Here is a 22857-nt window from a genome sequence, read left to right as displayed (position 1 = left end):
TTTCAGAACACCTTTTATGAAGAGATATTGAGAAGGTTAAATATTTCATGTAACCTTTGGTTACATTGTAGCTATTTGTATCACGAACTCTACCACTTTAGCGTCAAGCCTATCTCATTTCCTTTTGGATTCCAGATTACTTTATTAAATATTTCAAATAAAAGTGGTATACCTCTTCCACCTTCTGATAAGACATCTACATCTTTAATTTTGCTTTTGTTCTTTGCAAATGTTTGCCAGTCAAATCCAGGACCTGGATCTCTTATTGTGCATGAAAAGGAGCCCTCATTTATCCACCATGATAAATCAACCACAGCTTTTTTGTCTTTTGGTACTTTTCCTAAACCGTGCCTTACTGCATTATAAAGAGCTTCAACTAATCCTAACTTCAGACTTGGTTCAAGCGTTTTTGGCAATCCTTGTTTAAGAACATCTTCTAATATTATTTTTACATTATCATTAATTAATTCTTGTTTATCTTTATAGAATTCAATTTTATTTGGTTCTGGCATTTCTATAGCAACTACGAGTCTATCATCATCAGCTGGTGCTGCTTTACTTACAATATTTAATTTTCTTATTAATTCTTCTGGTAACTCTTTAAGTTTGTATTTTTTATGATTTTTTAGTTCTTCTTTTAACCAATTTTCTGGTATAAATTTCCCATCTAATTGTCTTTGTTCTTTTAAGCCATCAGTAAAAATTACCATTCTGTCAAGAGGAAGTAAATTAAATTCTTTTTGTACATAACCACCTACAGAGTCATTAACTGATAGTAGCCCAAGTGGTACACCAGGATCATCATTTAAAATATTTACTGAGTCACCACTCATTAAATAAGGCGATGGGTGACCTGCATTACAACAAACTACTCTCCCTTCAATAATGTCAAAGGTGCCATACCATGCTGTTGCATAAAAATCAGAATATTGATTTTGTTCGTAAATAGAACTACTAAGTGATGTTAAAAATGTTACGGGATTCCAAGAAGTTTCCTGGCTTTCTAGTAATCCTTTAATTTCACCAATTATGTATCCTGTCAAAAGTGCTGCTGCTGGTCCTTTTCCAGATACATCGCCAATTAAAATTCCAATCTTATGTGGTGCTAATTCAGTTACCCAATAAAAATCTCCAGAGACATTATGATGAGGGTGGTATGAAACTGTTATTGGTAAATTCTTTTTTGTATCTGCACCAGCACTTAGTAATACTGACTGTAAGCCAGCTGCTTGTTTTAGTTCCCTGGAGATTTTTGTCTGATACTCAGTAAGTTTTTCTACTAATTCTGCCTGATTTATTGCTACACCAATCTGACTTGCTACAGATTGTATAAAAGTTATTTCTTCATTTGACCAATTTCTTGGTATGTTGCATTGATGAAAGCAAAGCCATCCAAATAATTTTCTTTGAAATGATATTGGTACTGCAAGAAATGCCCTTGCTCCTGTTTTATAAAGTTGTTCTATTTCTTTTTCGTTGAGTTTAATTAATCTTGGTTCTTTGAATATATCTGATACAGCAATATAATCAGCATCCTTCTCAGATAATTTGTTTATTATTAATGGGTTTTCTTTTTTTACTTCAAGGTGTTGTATATTGTTTGCTGAGTATTCGTGAGATATCATTTCTCTAGTAGTTTTAGGATCAATTATGTTTATAAAACATCTGCTTGCTTGTAATGCTTGTCCAAGTTCAGCAACGCTTCTTTCTAAAATAACATTAATATTTAATGTTCCTCTTATCCGTGCAGTTAATTTGTTTAAAAGTTTTTCTCTAGACGCCCATGCTTTAGCACGACTAAAAAGTTTTGATTTCTCAACAGCAGCAGCTATTGGTTCAGCAGCTGCTTGTAATAGAGACAGTTCATGTTCTGTCCATGTTCTTTGTTTTTTGCATTGATGAAGATAAACCACTCCAATAAGTTCATCATTGTATTGAAGCAAAGGCACCATTAAAATAGATCTTAAATCTTCACTTAAGTGTCCTGCTGTTAATTCATGAGTGATAGTGTCGTTAATTATTAGCGGCTTTAGAGTTTTTGTAACTGTTTTATATAAAACAGAAAGAGTTACTTGTTGGCAGACTTCTTGTGGTCTTTTCCATTCTCCAACAGCAAATTCTTTTACAAGATCTTTATTTGTTTTATAACCTGGAATTATAATTCCACACCTGTTAATTTTAAAATAATGACCAAGCTCATCAACAGTAGATTGCAATATCTGCTCTAAATCAAAACTGGAATTAATTCTCTCAATTAATTTCCAAAGCAATTTTTCTTTTTCAGATTTTTCTAATGCTGCTTTTCTTTCTTTTGCTAAAGCTTGGGTAATTTGTTGTAGGTGAGCGGACATTTGCTTGCTTTCTTTAAGATTTTGTGCAAGTACTTTTTCTCTTCGCTCTGCCGCATTTCTTTCGTCTTCTAATTGTTTAAGTAACTTACTAACATCATTTATTGATGAGCTTATGTCTTCTAAGTTTTTTAACTCAAAAGGTGTTGTTTTACTTTCTTCAGTTGACATTGTTAGTTATATGTCATCTAGACCTTTTACTGTTGCTAATTGATGTAATCTTGTCATATGTAATAATTTTTGTACTTCTGGTATTACCCTTATTAATTCCAATTCTGCACCAACCATCCTGCATTCTTTCCAAAGCCTTACAATTGCACCAGTTCCTGCACTGTCAATAAAATCTAAATCCTTACAATCTACTGTTACAACACTATGTTGTCCGATTTTAGGTAGTACTTCATCTTTAAATTGATCTGCCTCACTGTATAAAAGTTGACCACCTATTTTTACAAACAACCTTTCTTCATTTTCTTGTACATCTAAATTCATCATTTATAACCTTTCATTATTTGTGCTCGTTTTTACAAAACCCTAAATTATTAATTCCACAAACCGTGTACTGTCTAACATAGGATTTAAAATCAGGATGTTAATGTTAATTTTTTATTACAATCTCATTTTAAGCGTGAAAAATCCAGGTTTTTATATATTTCTTATTTCTTCTTACATTTATTTTGTTAAGAATTTTTGCAAAGTTAAATGTCAGTTTAATCAATTATTAAACAAGGATTCGTCGTTTAGTTTACAGATTTTTTAAAACTGCTTTTAGTTTCGGGCCGATTCGGCCGGTTTTACTTTTTGTTGGCCGGTTTCTAACGGATTGTAAAACAAGGATTATATAAATAAATTAAACGTATGAAACGATGATAACATTCTGCTTACGTGTTCTTTTGGATTCAATTAAGATAATTAGAGGAAATTATGAAAAAAATTAATGTGCAGTTTGATGATGAAGAATTAGTAATTGCTTGTCAGGCAGGAGATAGAGATGCAATTGAATGTCTTGTAAAAAAACATCAAAGATCAGTTACTTCATTGCTTTATCAATTAGCTCCTGATTGGCCAGATACTTCTGATCTAGCTCAAGAAGTTTTTATAAGAGTTTACAGGGGAATTCATTCCTTAAGAAATCCTAAAACTTTTAAGTCCTGGTTAAATCAAATTGTAGTAAATCTTTTTTATGATGAACTAAGAAGACGTCCAAGAAGATTACCTACAATATCAATAGATGCTCCAATTGAAAGTGATAACGGTGAATCTGATCTAATAAGGGAAATACCAGACCCATCATTAAAGCCTGACGAGAGATCATTAGTAAAAGAATTAGATCAAATAGTAAAAAAAGCAATGGCTGGTTTACCGGAACAGTTTAGAACAGCTATCGTCCTGCGAGAATTGCAGGGCTTAAGTTATGAGGAGATAGCTGAAAGTATTGGATGTGAGCTTGGAACTGTAAAAAGCAGAATTGCAAGGGCTAGAGGCAGATTACAAGAAATTTTAAGTCCATATTTAGAAAAGCAATCCGAACAAAAAGCAGTTAATAGTTAGTTTGAAGTAATTTCTTTATAATATGGCAAATAATGATGGAGAGAATAAGGATAAGCCTTATGATGGGCTAGGTGAACTCTTAAAAAAATACTATAAGGTTGACAATTTTATAGACTCACAAGAATTTTGGGAAGATGTTTCAGGTAAAATTGAATCATTATTTCATAAGGAAATATTTTCTGAAAAAGTTGTAGGTAGTAATGGTGAGTTATTGTCTGATGAGGAACGTTATTGGTTAGGACTAGAAGAATACATTAAAAATGAAACTCCTTCATTAAAACATAAAGTAGTAACAGACCATCTTTTGATTTGTAAACAATGCAGACACAACTACAATGATTTGTTGGATAAAAAAAAAGTGATTTTTAATAATTTGGTTCTTACTTAATAGAAGTAATTTTTTTAGCATATTGTTTGTTTAGGCTTTGATTAATAAAGATTACCTCATCTTTATTTATGTCTAATACTTTTAGTCCGCTATATTCATCTCCTTTTTTTAATATCTCAATTTTATTGTTTAGATTATTTTTTATTATTATTGCTTGGCTTTCACCACTTGTATTTTTAAGAAGGCCTGTTACTTCAATGTGATTAATTATTGTGTCAAGATTTTTATTTAATTGTTCAATCTTGGGAGAAATGTCCTTAGTTGCCAGAATATATCTTGGCAACCAGCTTTCAAGCTCTGTTTCTAGTTTTATCTCTTTTTTGCTTTTAGTGTTTATTGGTTCTCTTAATTTGGTTGTATCAACTTCTTGTATTGGAGCTTTGAGTTTTGAGCTGAGAGCTGAGTGCTGAGTGCTGAGTGCTTTAGGTTTTGGAATCTCAAGGTTTTGAAGTTTTGGAGTTGGGAGGTTGTGAGGTTTCAAGGTTTCGAGGTTTGGAGGTTTCAAGGTTTCAACTTTAGGCTTCTGATAGCTGATAGCTGATAGCTGATTGCTGATTGCTGATTGCTGATTGCTGTTTGCTGTTTTATTTGGTAAATTTACAACCCAAGATGTCCAGATTAAAGTTAGTACAATACAAAGACAGGTTCTTAAATAAAAAAATATTTTTTCTTCTTTATTAATTGGTATATCCAGATTTGGATCTTTCATTCCTAGAATTTATTAAAGATTAGAACCTACCACGTGTTAACATTATTGTAATTTAAATTGATTAGGTAATTAAAATGATTCAGTTTATTAATGTAACAAAGGTATATGGAGAGCTTAAAGCCCTTGATAATGTTACTTTCCAAGTTAATAGCGGTGAGATGATATTTATTGTAGGACCAAGTGGAGCTGGTAAATCAACAATCATGAAGCTTTTGTATAGAGAAGAAAAGCCTACTTCTGGTCAGGTTTTTGTTTCAAATGTAGATGTTTCAAGATTACCTAATAAACAAACTCCCATATTAAGAAGAAGAATGGGAGTTGTGTTTCAGGATTTTAAATTGTTAATGAATAAAACTTCATTTGAAAATATTGCATATCCGCTATTTGCAATAGGAATGGATCACAATGAAATAACTAAAAGAGTACATGGTGCCCTAAAAGTTGTTAGCTTAACAAATAAAGCAAATGATTTTCCAAAAACTCTTTCTGGTGGAGAAAGGCAAAGAGTAGGAATAGCAAGGGCAATTGTACAAGGACCTTCATTATTAATTGCAGATGAACCAACGGGGAATTTAGATCCAAATACTTCCATGGAAATTTTCCAGCTTTTAGAAAGAATAAATCTTAGAGGAACAACTGTTTTAGTAGCAACTCATAATCAGCAAATGGTAGATCAATTAAGAAAGAGAGTAATCACATTGAATAATGGAAAAATTGTAAGCGATGTTAAAACAGGAACTTATATATCATCTCATTAACTATGAATATATCAATGAGAAAAATTAGAATGGGATATAGGATGTTTTATGAAACACTTCAGGATGTTTGGCGAAGTGGTTGGTCAAATTGGGTTGTTATCAGCATACTAACTTCTGTTCTTGCAATTTTTGGGTTTGTTTTACAAGTCTCATTTGGTTTAAATATTATTGGGCAAAAATTATCTGATCAATTGGAGTTTTCAGTTTATTTAGATAATGATGTAGATGTAAAAGATTTTGCATTAAGTATTGGGAAATTACCTTATGTAAAAAGGGTAGAAGTAATAGATAAGGATATTGCATGGAATGAATTTAAGAAAAATTTTATAGTTTCTGATGACTTCCAAAATCCACTGCCAAACACAGTCCATGTAAGAGTTACAAGCCCTGAACATTTAAAATCATCCATTGTAGTTGTCAGAAAGTTACCTGGTGTAATTGACTTAAATTATGCACCAGGGGTTTTAGGTTTTATAAATAAATTAAAAACTCTACTACAAATAGTAGGAACAGTTCTAACAATTCTTCTTGCATTTGTAACTATTATTGTTACAGGAAATACTATTCAACTTGTGATTCAGTCCAGACAAAGTGAGATTGAAGTTTTAAGATTAATGGGTGTTGAAGATTGGTACATAAAAGGACCATTGGTTTTACAAGGAATATTTTATGCATTAGTTGCAGCTACTTTTGCAATTATACCTTTATATATCTTGCAAACTTTTTTATGGGAAACAGCTCAGAACTTGATAGGTAGTTCACTTCCAACAGGCTTGCCTGAATTTTATTCAGGCAATATTTATAAGATTTATTATATTTTACTTGTAGCAGGTGTAATTGTAACTGGTAGTGGTTGTTTTTGGTCTGCAAAAAAATATTTAAAGATATAGTTATGATAAACATAAAATCACCAAGCAAGTTAAATTTTGCTTTGTGGATAAAAGGAAAAAGATCTGATAACTATCATGAGTTAGAAACAATTTACTTTGAAAATAATAATCTTTGTGATGATATTGCTTTGGAATTTAATAAAAGTAACGAATTAAAAGTTAATAGTATTTTTGTTCAAGAAGAACTAAATCAAATAATTCCAAATGATAAAAACCTGACAACAAAAGCAGCATTGTTGTTTTTTAAAAAACTTGGTATAAAAGGTTTTTGTAAAATTACAATTAATAAAAAAATCCCAATTCAAGCAGGGCTTGGTGGGGGCAGTTCAAATGCTGGCTGTGTCTTAAAAGGTTTAAATCAATTATTTGATTACTATTTAAATGAAAATGAGTTATTGGTCTTGTCAAATCAAATTGGTTCTGATGTGCCTTTTTTTATTTTAGGAGATACTTGTTTTGGAAGTGGAAGAGGAGGAATTTTAAAAAAAATTAAAAACAATCTTAAACTTGAAATAGAAATAATAAAACCTGAAAATATTTCCATATCTACCAAATGGGCATATGAGCAAATTGACTCAAGAGAATTTCAAGCTTCTTGCAAAGAAGAGATTGAAAGCTTAATTTACTCAATGAAAGTTGCTGATTATGATATGTTTTTTAAAAATATATTTAATGATTTTGAGATAGTAGTTTTTTCTTATTACCCGGAATTAATAAAGCTTCGTAAATTACTTCTGGATAAAGGTTATAAAACTGTTGGTCTTTGTGGGTCTGGTTCTGCTTTATATGGGGTGAAAAAAAGTGAAAAGGCTCACACTTAAGTTAAATGTGTTTAATTTGTTAAGTTTTTTTAATCGATACTTAACCTAAAATTGTCAATATTTTACGTGTAGAAAAGTTATATTAGTACAATTTTGCATGGAGATAATTAATGGAAAATATTTTTCAGCTCTTTTTTAGAAAAGAAGATAAAGAATTTCTAGATAATATTAAAACTAGAGAAGCTATATCTGCTAAAGCTTTAGAAAGATTTCTTGAGCAACAGGAAGTTGATGGTGTTTATGCTCTTATGTCAGCATACAGTCCCTCTGTAGTACTTAACTCTTTAAAATCGATTGTATCTGGTGCTAGGTTTCAAAGAGCACGTGAGTTAGCAGCAGGTCAAATACCTTCTACAGTAGAAGCTATTATAAAAGAAACATTAGCTAAATTAAAAAAAGATAAAACTGCTACACGTGGGGAGATTGACAAGCTTCAAGGAATTCTTACAGAGGTTGTTGGAAGTTTACTAGAAAAAGGAATAACTGCTGATTTGATTTTGGATGTAATAGGAAGTGCTGGAAAAGCTGAGAATGAGGCTGATAGATTAGTTTCAACAAATGAATACAAAAAAATAAAATATACAAAGGCAAGGGATGAATTTATTAGAGTAGATAGTCAAGTACGAAGTGAGGTTGTTCCTGCTAAAAAAGCAGATTTAGAAAAAAAGAAAAAAGATCTTAATGATCAAATAATTGCTAATGCATAGTTAGATCAGTTTTATCAATATTTGGATTTATAATTAAATCTAATTTTGGTCTTCTGTCTTTAATTTTTTCAGTTATAATTTTAGCTGGGTTTCCCTGAACTTTTGCTCCAGGTAAAACACTTTCACTAACCATGCTTCCCATCATTACTTCAGCTCCTTCACCTATTGTTATAAATGGAGATATAAATGAACCTGCACCAATTTTTGCATAGTCACCAATAGTTACACCCGGAGCAATCTTTACTTCAGCACCAATGGTTGCTTTTTTACCAATAGTTACTCCTGGAGAAATTCCTACAAATCCTCCAATTGAAGCTTCTTCTCCAATATTAATATAACCAATTATTATTTTTCCGTTTTCTTCAAATAAATGGTTAAAACATTTTACTCCCCAGCCAATTGAAGAACCTTTTTGGAATCTAATCCAGCCTCTAAAAACAGGATCAATTGTTACTTCTGGTGCAATGAATACATCTTCTTCAATTTGAACTCCTGCAAGTTTTAAAAGATTTTCTTTTAAAATGCTCATTGGGAGCAGGTTTGCAATTTTACTTAAATACCCTCGTCTAATCATATGTGTTTTTATGCCAAATTCAAAAGTACAAAATGTTGCATTTCTTTTTGCATCTTCATCATCTAAAGTAAAAACATAATAAGTTCTTGGTCTTTTTCTTTTTTTATTATTTTTGTCCCATTGTCTGATTCTTTGATAATATTTGCCTTGTGGATAAAATTTATCTATAAAATCACGTGGGTTAGATAAAAGTTCTTCAAGCCAATATTTTTGTGTCATGTGTTTAATTTACCCATTTTTTGGGATTTTAATTATACTACTTACTACTTACCACTTGTTTCTTAACCGGATATTTTAACCATCGTTTATGCCAAAGCATAATTGCTCTTGCAAGTAATTTTGGATTGTGTCTTACGAGGTCTTCTTCTTTAATTAAATTTCTTGCAACTATTCTAATTCCTAGTTTTTGAATAATATCTGCATCAATAACAACTGGTTCCTGACCTTTTTCTTTGTATTTTTCTAATAAAAGTTTTGGGTGTCTGTCATTTACAATTACTACATCAATTAAGTTTTGATCTTTTGCATGCTGAAGTAAAGCATTAATATGATCACTTACAGTGTAATTTGATGTTTCACCAGGCTGTGTCATGATGTTACATACATAAACTTTATGAGCGTTTGAATTATTTTTTATAGCACTTACAATCTCAGGGGCAAGTAAATTAGGAATTATTGATGTATATAAACTTCCTGGTCCAAAAATTATTAACTCAGCTTCTGAAATTGCATTAATAGCTTCTTCTTGTGCTTTTGGATTTTCTCGTTCACTAAATATTCTTTTAATTCTTCCTTTTGCTTGAGGGATTCTTGACTCTCCTTCTATAATTCTTCCATCGTGAAGCTCTGCTATTATTTTCATTGGTTCTGGAGAAGAAGGTAAAACTGTCCCACGGCTTCTTAAAATTAAGCAAGCAGCTTTAACTGCTTTAATAAAATCTCCACCACTTACTTCTTGTAGTGCAGTAAGAAATAAATTACCAAAACTATGTCCTTCAAGATTTTGACCAGTTTTAAAACGATATTGAAATAACTCAGTTATCATTTTGTCTTCATCAGCAAGTGCTGCTATGCAATTTCTAATATCTCCTGGCGGTATAATTCCCAGTTCTTCACGTAACCTGCCTGAGCTTCCACCATCATCAGCTACTGTTACTATTGCTGTAATATTTGTAGTAAAGTGTTTTAAGCCAGATAGTAAAGTGCTTAAACCTGTTCCACCACCAATTGCAACTACTTTTGCTCCCCGACTAAGTGAGTGTAATTTATCAAGAGCGTCAAGAAAAGAACTATCTGCAAGCTCAGGTGCAATTGCTCTTACAACTTCTTTATTTGCACTAACTACAGCATATGTGATTAAGAATATGCATACTACAATTCCAATAGTTCCTGAAACATAAGTTGGTATTATTTTTGCAGTTCCACCTACAATAAGCCATGTAAGATCTCTTAGCCTTGTAACTGGTCTCAGCTCAAGTAATAATGCTACGCCTAGTAAACCAAATATAAATCCAATAAATCCAATCAAGATCCATTTTTTTAAACCTGGAAGAGAATATCTTCTTAAATTTAGATCTCTTAGTTTATGAATCATTTTTTATATCATATAATAAACTAGTTAAAAAATTATGCCTCAGTTATTAAACATTAGAAACTTTTGTATTATTGCACACATTGACCACGGGAAATCAACTTTAGCTGACAGATTATTAGAGTTGACTGGAACTATTTCTAAGCGGGAAATGAAGGAACAAATTTTAGATAGTATGGATATAGAGCGGGAAAGAGGCATTACTATTAAATTGCAGACAGTAAGAATGAAATATAAAGCTAGCGATAAAAATGAATACATATTAAATTTAATTGATACTCCAGGACATGTTGATTTTAATTATGAAGTTTCAAGAAGTTTAGCAGCTTGTGAAGGAGCACTCTTAGTGGTTGATGCAAGTCAAGGAGTAGAAGCACAAACATTAGCAAATGTATATTTAGCAATGGAGCATAATTTAGAAATTATTCCTGTAATAAATAAAATTGATTTACCCAGTGCTGAACCTGAAAGAGTAAAAAAAGAAATAAAAGAATTAATTGGCATTGATACACAAGGTGCAATTTTTATAAGTGCAAAAACAGGACAAAATGTTAAAGAAGTTTTAGAGTCTGTTGTAAAAAATATTCCTTCTCCAAAGAACACATGTGATAAACCTTTACGTGGATTAATTTTTGATAGTTATTTTGAAAGTTATAGAGGGATAATTGTTTACTTAAGAGTTGTTGATGGTAGTGTAAAAGTTGGAGATGAAATTCTTTTTATGGCAAACAATAAAAAGTTTGTTGTAAGCGAGGTTGGTTACTTAACTCCAAAACAAGTTCAGGTAGATAAATTAAAATCAGGGGAAGTAGGTTATTTGGCTGCTTTTATAAAAGATGTTAGTTCCATTGTTGGTGATACAGTTACAGGCGCTAAAAATCCTGCAGCAGAGCCACTAATTGGATATAGACCAGCAATGCCAGTGGTTTTTTGTGGTCTTTATCCTACAGATGCGGACAAGTATCCTGATTTAAAAGATGCACTAGAAAAACTACAACTAAATGACAGCTCGATTCATTATGAACCTGAAAGTTCAAGTGCATTGGGTTTTGGTTTTAGATGTGGTTTCTTAGGTTTGCTTCACATGGAAGTTGCACAAGAAAGACTTGAAAGAGAATACAACTTAAATTTAATTACAACTGCTCCAAGTGTTGTATATAAAGTTACTGAGACTGGTGGAAAAATAATTGAAATAGATAATCCTGCTTTACTGGGTGATCCAGCCTGTAGAGAAAAAATTGAAGAACCTTATGTTTTACTTCATATTTTTCTTCCAGGTGGTTTTGTTGGGCAAATCATGGAGCTTTGCCAAAGTCGGAGAGGAATATTTAAAGATATGAAATATCTTGATTCAAAAAGAGTTCAATTAAGTTATGAGATTCCTCTTGCAGAAATTATTACTGACTTTTTTGACAATTTAAAATCCAGATCAAAAGGATATGCAAGCATGGATTATGATTTGATTGGATATAGGGAATCTAAATTAGTAAAACTTGATATTTTAATTGCTGGTGAGATTGTTGATGCTTTATCTATAATTGTTCATGTGGATAAAGCATATTATTATGGCAGACAATTAGCAGAAAAATTAAGAAAGTTAATACCAAGACAATTGTTTGAAGTTCCAATTCAAGCAGCAATTGGTGGAAAAATTATTGCACGTGAAACAGTAAGTGCTATGAGAAAAAATGTTTTAGCAAAATGTTACGGTGGAGATGTAACAAGAAAAAAGAAATTACTTGAAAAACAAAAAGAAGGTAAAAAAAGAATGAAAAATGTAGGCAAGGTTGAAATTCCACAAGAAGCATTTATGGCAGTACTTAAGCTAGAGAGTGAATAAAAAAGTGAAAGAAAATTTTTTAAGGATTTTAGTTATACTTTTTTTGTTTTTTATTACTTTATATTTTTATAAACTAGGAAGCATTGGGTTAATTGATGTAGATGAACCTAGATATGCTGAAACAGGAAGAGAAATGCTAGAGTCAGGGAATTATATAGTTCCATATTTTAACTATGAAGTGCGTTATGATAAACCAATATTTTTTTACTGGCTTGAAGTACTTTCAATGAAGCTCTTTGGCATTAATGAATTTAGTGCTAGACTTCCTTCAGTTTTTATGGCTTTACTAACAGTTGGCATGTTAATTTATTTTTTAAAGACTTTTTTTTCGCTAACTACTGCTTTGTTAGCTGCTTTAATCTTAATGTCATGTTTTGAGTATTCTGCCTTATCAAGATTTTCAATTACAGATATGACATTAGCAAGTTTAATATCTTCATCTATTTTTTCTTTTTTCTTAGGTTACAGTCAAATCATTAACTCACATAGATTTTTTAAATTTCAAATTCGAGAATTCAGCTTTTGGTATATATTAGGTTTTATTTTTCTTGCTCTTGCTGTACTGACAAAAGGTCCTGTTGCTATTTTAATTGTTGGTTTAATATTAATTCCTTTTTTTTGGTGGATTAGAAAGCTGGAATACTTTTTTAAAAACCCTTCTTTTTGGATTGGTTTTGTTTTGTTTTTAGTCTTGGTTTTTCCTTGGTATATTGCTGTTCATGTTTATACTAGTGGCGAGTTTACAAAAATTTTTTTTGGTCAACACAACTTTAATAGATATACTTCAATTGTTTCTGGACACAAAGGATCTATTTTTTATTTTGTGCCAGTTGTTTTGCTTGGGGCTTTGCCATGGACATTTTTTTTATTTCAAAGCGTTAATTCAATAATAAAAAAAGGATTAAAAAGTTTACTTTCTTCTATAAAAGATCAAGTACCTTGGTTTTGTTTATGGTGGTTTATAATAGTGTTTTTATTTTTTAGTTTTAGCAGAACAAAACTTCTTACTTATGTTTTACCTTTATTTCCTGCTTTAAGTGTAATCATTGCATTTTGGTTTGATGAGATTTTAGTAAAAAAAATAAGCAGTAAAGGACTTATGTTTGGTCTTGGTATTTTCTTTTTATTTTGCCTAGTAATTTTTTATATTTGTTTGTTTAAGCTAGATATCTTGCTGCCAAGAGAAATAAAAGACTTAAAATTAGATTTTCAAATAATATTTTTTGCATTTCTTTTACTAGTAGGAGTAAGCATGGCATGGGCTAGCAGTAATAAAGATGTAAGGGGAACTATTGTTATTTTAATGTCAACAATGTTTTTATTATACTTTGGTCTAATTACTTTTTTATTGCCTAAGACAGATAAACATTCCCAGCTTTTACTTAGAAGCTTTGCAAAATCAATTCCAAAAGATGTTGAAATAGCTACTTACGAGATAGTTAAACCAAGTCTAATTTTTTATGCAGGAAGACACATAAATAAATTTAATTCAATTGAAAAAATCCAGGAAAAACTAAACGAAGAAAACAAATTTGCTTTTGTAGCCAAGAAAAAATTATTAGAAGGAGTTACCTTAAATAATTCTTATTTGTGGGGCAGTGATAGCAGATATGTGTTTTATACGAATTATCCTGTAAAAGATATATGATAAGTGCTAATCTTAAGGCATGTTATCATATTACTAGAATGATGAAAAACGTTATTTTATAATATGGTAGCACTAGATAAATATATCAAAATGATAAGAGCAAAAGGTAAAAGCTACTTTACTAGAGAGCAAGCTCTAAAAGATTTACAAATAAAAAGTGATTCTCTTAATGCCAGAATATACCGTTTAAAACAAAAAGGTGAAATCATAAGTCCATCTGAAAATCTTTATGTAATAGTGCCACCAGAATACAGGGATTTTGGGTGTATGCCACAAGAAGAATTAGTACCCATTCTTATGAGGTATAAGAAAGTAGATTATTATGCAGGTCTTTTAACTGCAGCAATGTACCACGGAGCATCTCACCAGAAACCACAATTGTTTCAGGTGATGACAAATAAACAACTCAAATCTCTAAACTTTGGCAAAGTACGAATTGAATTTATTTATAAAAAATCCTTTATTAATCTTCCTACTCAAAATGTTAATGTAAAAACAGGCTACTTAAAAATATCTTCACCAGAGCTAACAGCTATGGATCTTCTCTTGTACTCCAAACGCTCTGGTGGATTGAACCATATAGCTAGCGTACTAAGTGAATTAGTAGAAGCAGTAAATCCTAAAAAATTAACTACAGTTGCTAGAATTTCTGGAGAAAAAACATGGTTGCAACGCTTAGGATATATATTAGATCATATTAATTCAGTAAATAATAAAAAGAAAAAGTTAATAATTTCTAAATTAAAAAAATTACTAAGCAGGCAGAAATTAGTGTACATGCCATTAGCTTCTGAATTACCAATCAAGGGTTGTTCAAGAAATGATAAATGGATGATTATTGAAAATACAACCATAGAAAGTGATTATGATTCCTGAAGCTTTTATAGAAGAATGGAAAGCTAATGCACCTTGGCAAACACTAGCAATGATTGAGCAAGATATGGTTATCAGTAGAGTCTTAATAGAGCTCTATAATCATCCTAAAATCAAGGGTACACTAATTTTTAGAGGTGGTACTGCACTAAATAAGCTTTATATTAACCCACCAGCTCGCTATAGTGAAGATATTGATCTCGTACAGATCAAGTCTGAGCCTATTGGTAAAACTATTGATTTCATAAGAAGTGTGCTTGACTCTTGGTTAGGAAAACCAAATCGTAAACTAACAGAAAGAAGTGCAAAGCTTATCTATAAGTTTGAATCAGTAGACAGAACTATTGCTAAGTTAAAGATAGAAATTAATACTACTGAACATTTCTATGTTCAAAAACTAAAGACTGTAAGCTTTTCTATGAACTCAGAATGGTTTAATGGTACTACTCAGATTTTTACCTATGAGCTAGAAGAACTAATAGCAACTAAATTACGAGCCCTATACCAAAGACGTAAAGGAAGAGATCTCTTCGACCTATGGTTAGTGTTAAAACAAAACCTAATAGATGCAAATAAAGTGATTTCAACATTTAAAAGGTATTGCATTCATAATAATCAAATAATTACTAGAGATTTATTTGAGCAAAACTTAATGCTGAAACGTAATCATAGAGACTTTGCTGTAGATATAAAGCCTCTACTAGCACAAGAAGTAAATTGGAATCCTGATGAAGCTTTTGAACTTATCAACAAGAAAATTATTAGTCGACTAAAGGATTAGGAAACGCTATAATATTTCTCATGCTTTTATCTGACTATCACACTCATCCACAAGGTCATAAAGATTTACCATATACTCAAGAGGTTCTTGAAGAGTGGGCTATTTATGCAGAACAATCTGGTTTAAAAGATGTTGCTTTTACTGATCATGGTCGTTATCATTTAGGAATAAATACCAGTGAGTTTTTTAAGTTTAGAGATAGGATTAAAAAAACTAAAAATATTTACTTTAAACTTGGAATAGAAATTGACAATGATCCAGAATCATCAGAAGCTGACTATTCATGGATGAAGAAAAATTATGATAAGTTAGATTTTGTTTTAGGTTCAGTACATTTTATAGATAATTGGGCTTTTGATCATCCTAGTTATAAAGAAAAATATTCTACATGGAATATTGATGATTTATATAGTAGATATTTTGATGAAATGAAAAAGCTTATTAACAAAGGCCTTTTAGACGGGCTTGCACATCTTGATTTAATTAAAATATTTGGATATAGACCAACTAAAGAAATTAAAACTTTTGTAAAAGATATTTTAAAGTTAATTAAAGAAAAGAATTTAACTATTGAAATAAGTACAGCTGGCTTGCGAAAACCAGTAAATGAACTTTATCCACAAGATAAAATAATACACATGATAAAAGAATTAAACATTCCAATTACAACTGCTTCAGATGCTCACGCTGCAAAAGATATAGGATATTCTTATAATAGGCTTTATGAGGTTCTTAAGCAGTATGGATTTAATCAGGTTGCAGTTTTTGAAAAACATGAAATGAAACCATTACAAATATAAAGTGTGAAATTTCTAATTATAAAACTTAGCAGTTTAGGAGATGTGATTCATGCCTTGCCTATTGTTAATGTGTTGAGAAAAAATTTCCCTGATGCTCAAATTGACTGGCTAGTTGGTAAAAAAGGTTTTGAGTTATTAAGTTTAATTAAAGAAATAAATAATATTTATTTGCTGAACTTTAAAAATCTTTTTTTAATTCAAAAGCAAAAATATGACTATGTAATTGATGTCCAAGGTTTGTTTAAAAGCGCCTTGTTAAGTAGGTCTAGTTTAGGTAAAAGAATTATCGGATTTAAAAATACAAGAGAGTTTGCAGATATCTTTTATGATGAAAAAATTAATGTAGGAGATTTATTTAATACAAAAAAACACATTGTTGATTTAAATCTAGAGCTTATTTCAAACATTGTGCAAATTAAAAATTTAAAAACAAATTTTTTAATTCCTAACTTTTCTACTTTAAATCAAGAGCCATGTTCTTTAATTATTTTTTCAGCATCTACATGGGAAAGCAAGCTATGGCCTATGGATTATTGGTATGAATTAATAGAAAAAAGTTACAAAGTTACAAAGTTACAAGGCTACAAGGTTTATATTTGTGCGTCTAATAGTGACTTAAAATATATTGGGAAATTAATTCAAAAATTAGATTCAAATAATATTAATTATGTAAACTTGGTAGGAAAAACAAGTATAAAAGATTTAATTTGTTTAATTCAAAAAGTAGGTTTAGTAGTTGGTTTAGATTCTTTTGGTGTACACCTTGCAAGTGCAATTAAAAATGATTATGGATATCCTGAAGTAATAGGAATTTATGGACCCACGTCAATTTATAGAACTGGACCATATGGCTTAATTAAAAATTGTTTGTATTTGTCAAAACTAGAATGTATAGCTTGTAGAAAGAAAACATGTCCTTTGGGGCATCATAAATGTATGAATGATATTTCAGTGGATATGGTTAGAGAATTAGTTTACTCCTTAGATCTTAATTGCTCCGGTAAACCATTCTCCATCCATGAGTCTTTTATAAGTGGAAAAATTTGAAATGCTTTGTCATGAAGCCAGATGGTTTCTAGCTTGTGCCCCTTTTGACCATAAAGATATTTCATGGCTAAAGTATTTGAAAAAGAATCAGAAACAAAGAGTAAATTTTTAGGAAGCTGTCCGTTTTCTAATACTAGTCCAGTCTTTGATGCAGGTGATGAATAAATGCAAGCCATAATATTTTCTGGATCTATATTTTGTGGAAGTTTAAAATACCCAGAGTATCCATTTATACCAATAAAAACTTCTCTGCCTTTTTCCCGCGAGTCTTTTTGCAAAGCTCTGATCAGCTCTTTTATTTGCAAGGAATATATAGTTGAATCAAGGCAATCTTGTGCATCTAAAAAAACATATAGTGGTGTACTTATATCCTGAGCATAAGTTTGTCCTAATCTTACAAAAAATTTATCTTTTCCATACTGACTCCAAACAAGCTTTCTTGCATCATCACCAGGTACATATTGCCTAATCTCATCAAACTCTATTTTCTTTCCACTTGATGGTCCAAAATCTATCTTTCTTAAAGTACCAAGAACTGTTCTTTCAAAATCTTCTTTGCATTCATCAGTTAAATAAACAATATGAGAAGCCGCATCAATTTTAGATACTATCCCCCGTAAAGGATTTGGCAGAGATTTTGTTCTCACTCTTCTCTCGTTTTCTGAAAAATCTAAACAAAACTTGGAAATCTCCTTAAACATTTTTTCATCGATGCTTAATTTATTTAGTAAATGTTCTCTATATTTTGGATCAAAGTAGGCATACTGACATTCTATGGCAAAAACCACAATGTCTTTTTTTATCGCTAAATATTTATCTAAGTGATGATCTTTTATATTGATTTTAGTTTCTTTATTATTTTCAATATCATAAGTATCAATTTTTATTCCCTCCTCACTATCAAGGCTATAAAAAAACACCCCTTTCTGTAAAGCCTGAGTGAATAGCTTAGTATAAGAATGGCTTTTAAATTCTTTTCTATTGCTTGAACATTTTAAGCGTAAAAAGTTTGAAGTCCTTAAATCACTCTTTCTCAAGCTCCATAATTCATACATGCCAACTAAGTGATTAACGGTGTCAGGATTATAATCAAAATAATCCAAGAGATCTTTTGCTGAGGTATGTTCAATTAAATTTTGTACCGGAAAAGCAAAGGAACAGCTTGGCTCATTGTAAATAGCACTATGGCTGCAAAGAGAATATAGATCTTTCGATGATAATTCTTTATCGGGTTGAATACCTTGTAAGCATGTTTTAATTATTTCGTCATTATGGATAAAAAGTTTCATGTTATTTAGAGCTCTATATACAAAAGCAAGTTGTTCTCGTAATAGCCTTGGATAATTTTCTACTAACTTGTTTACATTATCAAGTTTCCAGACTCCACGAATTTCACCCAATTCGGTTTCCCAAATCTCATTAAAAACCAATACTAAAGATTCTGGACTTATAACTCTAGGTAGCTCATTCCAGCTAACTATTTGTCCCCTTTCTTTTATATTACTATCATCAAATCCTGGCGGTGTTAAAAATAAACCTGCAAGTGCACCTATTTGTAGTCTTTTCATGTCTTCTAAAACTTCACTACTTGATTCGGCTTTTATTCTTAGCTCACTAACTTTTCTATTAAATTCTCTTAGTACTTTTACTTTTTGTTTTGTAGTTTTTGCCTTTTGAAATTTACCTTCAAGTTCATCTATTAAAATATCTTGCATAATTTTTGGATGATATGCTTTGTCAAAATCACAGTGAATTGTAGGATCAAAATAAGCTAATCTTCCATCTTTCTTAGAAAGCACTACCGTTGAATGTTTATAAGCACCATTAAAAGCACTTCCATCATTTGTAGTAATCATATCAGTTCCTACCCAGGCTACTTCACCATGTGCTCTCATCTGTGCTGCTACATACCATGAAAGTAAATCACAGTGCCCTACTCTAAGCTCGCTCATTATTAGTGGTAGATCATCAACATTATCTAAAATAAAATCTCCAAATCTTGGATGACAAACATATCTAAAATTTGTTAATCCTGTTTCTTTATCTTTTACTCCTAAATATGACGCTATTAAATGAATTAAATCATCTGGTGATTCTTTTATCCTTGCTCTAAGTGTTTCCGGCAGCGGTAAAACAGCCTGCCAGTATTTTTGTTCTTCTTCAGTAGGTAGAAATAGTTTCCTATCTGCTTTTAATAGTGGTGAATCATTATCTAATTGTCTAATGATGTAATTTAAATCATTTGGTCTTTTAAGCGGGGTTCTCCATACTACAGGATCATATTCAGTTGGTCTTGCTATTTTAACTTCAGAATTTACTGAAACTACTTCTGTTCCTAAAGGAGCAGGGATTATTTTAGGTGGCTCTGGATAAAATATCTTAAATAGTTTTCCACTTGTATTAGCTTGAGCTAAACTAATATAAGGACTAACTGGATATTCATCTAAATAACCAAGGTCACTTATAAAGCCAGTTGGGGAGGGTGTTCGTAAGTTAGCACATTTAAGAAGAGCTCCTGGCATTGGTGGCTCTATTTTTCCAAAAGGTTTTTGCCTAAACAGTGCATTAAAATCCATCTTAGAAATATCTACAATAGCTTTATTTGATAAGTCTGGTAGTTTTGGGGTTTGCTTTTTATCGGGATAAGTTATTTCTTCAGTTTGTGTTTTTATTTCTTCTGCTAATGCCGCAGGCAAAGTTCCATTACTGTTCTTTTCACTAACCGCAGGTTCACAAACAATCTCGCCCCTTTCATATGCTCTTATAATTGCTCTCAAACTTTTGATTGACTCTTGCAAGAGTACATGACTTACAACCTCTTGTGGCTGACTTCTCAGTTGTCGTTTAAAGTCTGCTGCTGCAAGAACAGCTTCTTCCCGGGTAATTTTGCATTTCCCAGAACTAGTTAAATACGGATTTAAGTTCACTCTCATTTTTTTTATCTACTTCTCCAATAATAGGCTAAATAAAGTTTTTTAATAAGAACCCCTTTTATTTTATATACTTCAAATATAACAGACTCAAAGACTTGACCAGTATTCATTAAAGAAATTTAAGTTTTTAACCCAGCTAATTATAAAGAAAAAATAAAGACGCTAACTACTTTTTATCTGTTTTTTTTAGCTTCATCTTTGGGGCATCATAAATGTATGAATAATATTTTGCCTGAACAGGTACATGTTAAACTTTTAGCATGATTATTTTTAATTTAATACTTGTTTTAGCTTTACTTAGTGTAATGATTATTGTCCATGAGTTTGGGCATTGGATAGTTGCAAGGTGGCTTGGTTTTCAAACTCCAATATTTGGTTTTGGATTACCTTTTGGCGGACACTTAAAACTTGGAAGCTGGAAAAATACTGAGTTTAGATTTCACTGGTTTGTCCTTGGAGGATATGTTGCAATACCTGAACTAGGGGATGAGACAAGTGAAGACCTCTTAAAAGAAATTCCAAATTTAAAACCAATGAAATCCTTTCCAGTCTGGAAAAGAGCTTGTGTTGCAAGTGCTGGTGTAGTTTTTAATATTTTATTTGCATTTCTTGTTTGTTTGACAATGGTAGCTACTATTGGACCACCTACAAAAGATAGAAATGTAGTTATAACAAACCTTTTAGACTCACCTTCCGAGACAAAGTCTTATGGCATTGAACCAAATCTAATTGCAAAAAATGCAGGATTAAAATCTGGGGATGTAATTTTAAAGGTAAATCATTTAAAGGCAAAAGAACCCTTACAAGTAGTAAGTATTGTTAAAGCAAATGCCCTGAAAGAAATTGTGTTAAAAATTCAAAGAACAAAAATTATAAATAATAAGAAACAAGACGAGATATTAAATGTAAAACTAATACCAAATAAAGACGGGAAGATTGGTGTTGGACTTGGTTTGCTTCAAAATACAGAATATGACAAGCCTTCAAGAAATCCATTTACATGGACTCTTCAGGCATTTGAAGTTTTAGTTGACTGGACAGTTACTATGCTTCTTGGGCTTGGTTTACTGATAATGAATCTTCTTGGTATTTCACTTGCAGGCATGCCAAAAATCGGAACAGATGATTTACATGGGATTGTTGCAATTGTTTCAGTTTTTGCACAAGCTATAACTGTTGATTTTAGGGAAGTTTATAGATGGACTGCATTAATTAGTGTTAACTTAGCTATTATAAATCTTTTACCAATTCCAGCACTTGATGGTGGGCATCTTTTATTTATGTTTATTGAAAAAATTAGAGGAAAGAGATTAGCAGAATCAATTCAGCAAAGAGCAATTCAAACTGGTTTTTTTCTTTTAATATTGCTTATGTTTTTTGTATTGTTTAATGATATAAAAGGTTTAATTTCTGGTAAGTTTAATTTATCTAAGGAGCAGAGTATAAATGACAAAAAAGATTGATGTCCAGATTATTATTGGCAGCAAATCAGATGAACTAAAAGTAAAAGCTGCACTTGAAACTTTAAGGGAGTTTGATGTTGAGTATGATTTTAAGGTTGCAAGTGCGCATAGATCTCCTTTATATGCAGAAGAGATTATTGATAGTGCAATTAATCGAGGTGTAAAAGTTTTTATAACTGGTGCAGGAATGGCTAACCATCTTTCTGGAGCTGTTGCAGCAAGAACAACATTACCAGTTATTGGAATCCCATTTAGTGGAGGTGTATCTGGTGGAATGGATTCACTTCTTTCAACTGTTCAAATGCCAGGCGGTATTCCAGTAGCAACAGTAGCTATTGATGGAGCAAAAAACGCAGCAATTTTGGCGTTAGAAATTCTTTCAATTGAAAACAAAGAACTTCAGAAACAACTCTTGGAATACAGGCATCGTGAAGCAGAAAGAATTAAAACCATTTAACCATGAGTATTGGATATTAAAGGCACTGAGAGAGCTCCGATCTCCGACCTCAGAAGTTCCCATCTGTGCCTTAATTGTAAGAGACAACAATTTAATTTCAAAAGCAATTAATCAAACTGAGGCTTTATCAGATGCAAGTGCTCATGCAGAAATAATTGCTATTAGAGAGGCTTCTGAAATTTTAAAAAACTGGAGATTAACAAATTGTACTTTATATACCACTCTTGAGCCATGTAGTATGTGTGCAGGTGCAATTTTAAACTCAAGAATATCAAAAATAGTTTTTAGTGCTTATGATTTAAATAGTGGAGCTTGTGGATCAGTTATTAATTTATTTTATGAATTAGGAAAGCAAAAACAAATTGAAATAATTGGCGGGATTTTAGAAAATGAAGCAAGTAAGATTTTAAAAGAATTTTTTAAGAAGTTTCGAAACTCATCAACATAAAAAAAATTTAATCAATGCTGCTTTTAAAAGGGGAGATCTTACGCAGTTGACATAGCAAGATGATTTCTTACTAAGTCTCTAACGATATTCCATTTTTGTTGATACCAAGTAATGCCATCTTTAAACCTCCTTAATTCAAGTCTAATAAAAGCAACAAATGCACAAAATATGTGATTAATTTGTGCCTGAGCTTTTCTCATATAGCAGCGTTCCAATCCACATGCTTGTTT

At 31.2% G+C, this 22857-nt stretch carries 22 protein-coding genes; 15 read left to right on the top strand and 7 right to left on the bottom strand.

Annotated features, from left to right (window positions below; all coding sequences use genetic code 11):
* Positions 1-89 precede the first annotated feature (89 nt).
* Both HYY52_06935 and HYY52_06930 read right to left on the bottom strand, forming a co-directional pair.
* Positions 90-2519 (bottom strand): GAF domain-containing protein, encoded by a 2430-nt coding sequence (locus tag HYY52_06935; protein ID MBI2996421.1) that lies wholly within the window; start codon positions 2517-2519, stop codon positions 90-92.
* A gap of 6 nt (positions 2520-2525) precedes the next feature.
* The gene (locus tag HYY52_06930; GenBank protein ID MBI2996420.1) at positions 2526-2843 is read right to left on the bottom strand and encodes an STAS domain-containing protein; all 318 of its coding nucleotides are present in this window, start codon (positions 2841-2843) and stop codon (positions 2526-2528) included.
* Positions 2844-3272: 429 nt separating this feature from the next.
* On the opposite strand from HYY52_06930, the gene HYY52_06925 reads away from it, so the two are divergent.
* Together HYY52_06925 and HYY52_06920 are read left to right on the top strand one after the other, a co-directional pair.
* Positions 3273-3899: a sigma-70 family RNA polymerase sigma factor gene (locus HYY52_06925; protein ID MBI2996419.1), complete on the top strand. Its 627-nt coding sequence runs from the start codon at positions 3273-3275 to the stop codon at positions 3897-3899.
* A 22-nt stretch (positions 3900-3921) separates the two neighbouring features.
* Entirely contained in the window at positions 3922-4287 is a 366-nt protein-coding gene (locus HYY52_06920) for a hypothetical protein (GenBank protein MBI2996418.1), read from the top strand.
* Here the strand turns inward: HYY52_06920 and HYY52_06915 are convergent.
* Complete coding sequence (locus tag HYY52_06915) at positions 4280-4996, bottom strand: hypothetical protein (GenBank protein ID MBI2996417.1); 717 nt, start codon at positions 4994-4996, stop codon at positions 4280-4282. The two genes, HYY52_06920 and HYY52_06915, sit on opposite strands and share 8 nt — an antisense overlap.
* A 74-nt stretch (positions 4997-5070) precedes the next feature.
* Between HYY52_06915 and ftsE the strand changes: the two genes are divergently transcribed.
* The 4 genes from ftsE (at position 5071) to HYY52_06895 (ending at position 8172) form a co-directional block, all read left to right on the top strand.
* Positions 5071-5754 (top strand): cell division ATP-binding protein FtsE, encoded by a 684-nt coding sequence (gene ftsE / locus HYY52_06910; GenBank protein ID MBI2996416.1) that lies wholly within the window; start codon positions 5071-5073, stop codon positions 5752-5754.
* 2 nt (positions 5755-5756) lie between these two features.
* Positions 5757-6644 carry a hypothetical protein gene (locus HYY52_06905; protein MBI2996415.1) on the top strand — a complete coding sequence of 296 codons (888 nt, stop codon included), beginning with the start codon at positions 5757-5759 and terminating at the stop codon, positions 6642-6644.
* A 2-nt stretch (positions 6645-6646) separates the two neighbouring features.
* Positions 6647-7465, top strand: a complete 819-nt coding sequence (gene ispE, locus HYY52_06900; protein MBI2996414.1) for a 4-(cytidine 5'-diphospho)-2-C-methyl-D-erythritol kinase — start codon at positions 6647-6649, stop codon at positions 7463-7465.
* Positions 7466-7575: 110 nt separating this feature from the next.
* On the top strand, positions 7576-8172 hold the full coding sequence (locus HYY52_06895; GenBank protein MBI2996413.1) for a hypothetical protein: 597 nt from the start codon (positions 7576-7578) through the stop codon (positions 8170-8172).
* On the opposite strand, the gene HYY52_06890 is transcribed toward HYY52_06895, so the two are convergent.
* Together HYY52_06890 and HYY52_06885 are read right to left on the bottom strand one after the other, a co-directional pair.
* Entirely contained in the window at positions 8162-8965 is an 804-nt protein-coding gene (locus HYY52_06890) for a hypothetical protein (protein MBI2996412.1), read from the bottom strand. The genes HYY52_06895 and HYY52_06890 overlap by 11 nt on opposite strands.
* A gap of 37 nt (positions 8966-9002) precedes the next feature.
* Positions 9003-10340, bottom strand: a complete 1338-nt coding sequence (locus HYY52_06885) for a YvcK family protein (protein ID MBI2996411.1) — start codon at positions 10338-10340, stop codon at positions 9003-9005.
* Positions 10341-10374: 34 nt separating this feature from the next.
* Here HYY52_06885 and lepA point away from each other — a divergent pair, with 34 nt between their 5' ends.
* The 6 genes from lepA to HYY52_06855 all read left to right on the top strand — a co-directional run bounded on the left by lepA (position 10375) and on the right by HYY52_06855 (position 17326).
* On the top strand, positions 10375-12177 hold the full coding sequence (gene lepA / locus HYY52_06880) for an elongation factor 4 (protein ID MBI2996410.1): 1803 nt from the start codon (positions 10375-10377) through the stop codon (positions 12175-12177).
* Positions 12178-12181: 4 nt separating this feature from the next.
* Complete coding sequence (locus HYY52_06875) at positions 12182-13825, top strand: glycosyltransferase family 39 protein (protein ID MBI2996409.1); 1644 nt, start codon at positions 12182-12184, stop codon at positions 13823-13825.
* Between the two features lie 90 nt (positions 13826-13915).
* A complete protein-coding gene (locus HYY52_06870) occupies positions 13916-14701 on the top strand; it encodes a type IV toxin-antitoxin system AbiEi family antitoxin (GenBank protein ID MBI2996408.1) in 786 nt (261 codons plus the stop codon).
* Positions 14691-15479, top strand: a complete 789-nt coding sequence (locus tag HYY52_06865; protein ID MBI2996407.1) for a nucleotidyl transferase AbiEii/AbiGii toxin family protein — start codon at positions 14691-14693, stop codon at positions 15477-15479. The genes HYY52_06870 and HYY52_06865 overlap by 11 nt, the downstream gene beginning before the upstream one ends.
* Before the next feature lie 20 nt (positions 15480-15499).
* On the top strand, positions 15500-16279 hold the full coding sequence (locus tag HYY52_06860; protein ID MBI2996406.1) for a histidinol-phosphatase: 780 nt from the start codon (positions 15500-15502) through the stop codon (positions 16277-16279).
* A gap of 3 nt (positions 16280-16282) precedes the next feature.
* Entirely contained in the window at positions 16283-17326 is a 1044-nt protein-coding gene (locus HYY52_06855) for a glycosyltransferase family 9 protein (protein MBI2996405.1), read from the top strand.
* Here the strand turns inward: HYY52_06855 and HYY52_06850 are convergent.
* On the bottom strand, positions 17254-20259 hold the full coding sequence (locus tag HYY52_06850) for a DUF58 domain-containing protein (protein MBI2996404.1): 3006 nt from the start codon (positions 20257-20259) through the stop codon (positions 17254-17256). The two genes, HYY52_06855 and HYY52_06850, sit on opposite strands and share 73 nt — an antisense overlap.
* Before the next feature lie 260 nt (positions 20260-20519).
* On the opposite strand from HYY52_06850, the gene rseP reads away from it, so the two are divergent.
* Genes rseP through HYY52_06835 form a run of 3 tightly spaced genes read left to right on the top strand, consistent with a single transcriptional unit; the run spans position 20520 to position 22627 of the window.
* Positions 20520-21722, top strand: coding sequence for an RIP metalloprotease RseP (rseP, locus tag HYY52_06845; GenBank protein ID MBI2996403.1), 1203 nt, complete (start codon positions 20520-20522; stop codon positions 21720-21722).
* Complete coding sequence (gene purE, locus HYY52_06840) at positions 21706-22179, top strand: 5-(carboxyamino)imidazole ribonucleotide mutase (protein MBI2996402.1); 474 nt, start codon at positions 21706-21708, stop codon at positions 22177-22179. Before rseP ends, purE begins: the two co-directional genes overlap by 17 nt.
* Positions 22180-22192: 13 nt before the next feature.
* On the top strand, positions 22193-22627 hold the full coding sequence (locus HYY52_06835; protein ID MBI2996401.1) for a nucleoside deaminase: 435 nt from the start codon (positions 22193-22195) through the stop codon (positions 22625-22627).
* A gap of 38 nt (positions 22628-22665) precedes the next feature.
* On the opposite strand, the gene HYY52_06830 is transcribed toward HYY52_06835, so the two are convergent.
* Entirely contained in the window at positions 22666-22827 is a 162-nt protein-coding gene (locus HYY52_06830) for a hypothetical protein (protein MBI2996400.1), read from the bottom strand.
* Between the last annotated feature and the right edge of the window lie 30 nt (positions 22828-22857).

This window comes from Candidatus Melainabacteria bacterium (genome assembly GCA_016193285.1).
GTDB lineage: Bacteria > Cyanobacteriota > Vampirovibrionia > 2-02-FULL-35-15 > 2-02-FULL-35-15 > JACPSL01.
This window is presented reverse-complemented; position numbering and strand designations above follow the sequence as displayed.

Bases quoted from the DNA above. Each gene is read 5' to 3' on its own strand.
- HYY52_06935 (MBI2996421.1), bottom strand. From the start codon at position 2,519: ATGTCAACTGAAGAAAGTAAAACAACACCTTTTGAGTTAAAAAACTTA.
- HYY52_06930 (MBI2996420.1), bottom strand. From the start codon at position 2,843: ATGATGAATTTAGATGTACAAGAAAATGAAGAAAGGTTGTTTGTAAAA.
- HYY52_06925 (MBI2996419.1), top strand. From the start codon at position 3,273: ATGAAAAAAATTAATGTGCAGTTTGATGATGAAGAATTAGTAATTGCT.
- HYY52_06920 (MBI2996418.1), top strand. From the start codon at position 3,922: ATGGCAAATAATGATGGAGAGAATAAGGATAAGCCTTATGATGGGCTA.
- HYY52_06915 (MBI2996417.1), bottom strand. From the start codon at position 4,996: ATGAAAGATCCAAATCTGGATATACCAATTAATAAAGAAGAAAAAATA.
- ftsE (MBI2996416.1), top strand. From the start codon at position 5,071: ATGATTCAGTTTATTAATGTAACAAAGGTATATGGAGAGCTTAAAGCC.
- HYY52_06905 (MBI2996415.1), top strand. From the start codon at position 5,757: ATGAATATATCAATGAGAAAAATTAGAATGGGATATAGGATGTTTTAT.
- ispE (MBI2996414.1), top strand. From the start codon at position 6,647: ATGATAAACATAAAATCACCAAGCAAGTTAAATTTTGCTTTGTGGATA.
- HYY52_06895 (MBI2996413.1), top strand. From the start codon at position 7,576: ATGGAAAATATTTTTCAGCTCTTTTTTAGAAAAGAAGATAAAGAATTT.
- HYY52_06890 (MBI2996412.1), bottom strand. From the start codon at position 8,965: ATGACACAAAAATATTGGCTTGAAGAACTTTTATCTAACCCACGTGAT.
- HYY52_06885 (MBI2996411.1), bottom strand. From the start codon at position 10,340: ATGATTCATAAACTAAGAGATCTAAATTTAAGAAGATATTCTCTTCCA.
- lepA (MBI2996410.1), top strand. From the start codon at position 10,375: ATGCCTCAGTTATTAAACATTAGAAACTTTTGTATTATTGCACACATT.
- HYY52_06870 (MBI2996408.1), top strand. From the start codon at position 13,916: ATGATAAGAGCAAAAGGTAAAAGCTACTTTACTAGAGAGCAAGCTCTA.
- HYY52_06865 (MBI2996407.1), top strand. From the start codon at position 14,691: ATGATTCCTGAAGCTTTTATAGAAGAATGGAAAGCTAATGCACCTTGG.
- HYY52_06860 (MBI2996406.1), top strand. From the start codon at position 15,500: ATGCTTTTATCTGACTATCACACTCATCCACAAGGTCATAAAGATTTA.
- HYY52_06850 (MBI2996404.1), bottom strand. From the start codon at position 20,259: ATGAGAGTGAACTTAAATCCGTATTTAACTAGTTCTGGGAAATGCAAA.
- rseP (MBI2996403.1), top strand. From the start codon at position 20,520: ATGATTATTTTTAATTTAATACTTGTTTTAGCTTTACTTAGTGTAATG.
- purE (MBI2996402.1), top strand. From the start codon at position 21,706: ATGACAAAAAAGATTGATGTCCAGATTATTATTGGCAGCAAATCAGAT.
- HYY52_06830 (MBI2996400.1), bottom strand. From the start codon at position 22,827: ATGAGAAAAGCTCAGGCACAAATTAATCACATATTTTGTGCATTTGTT.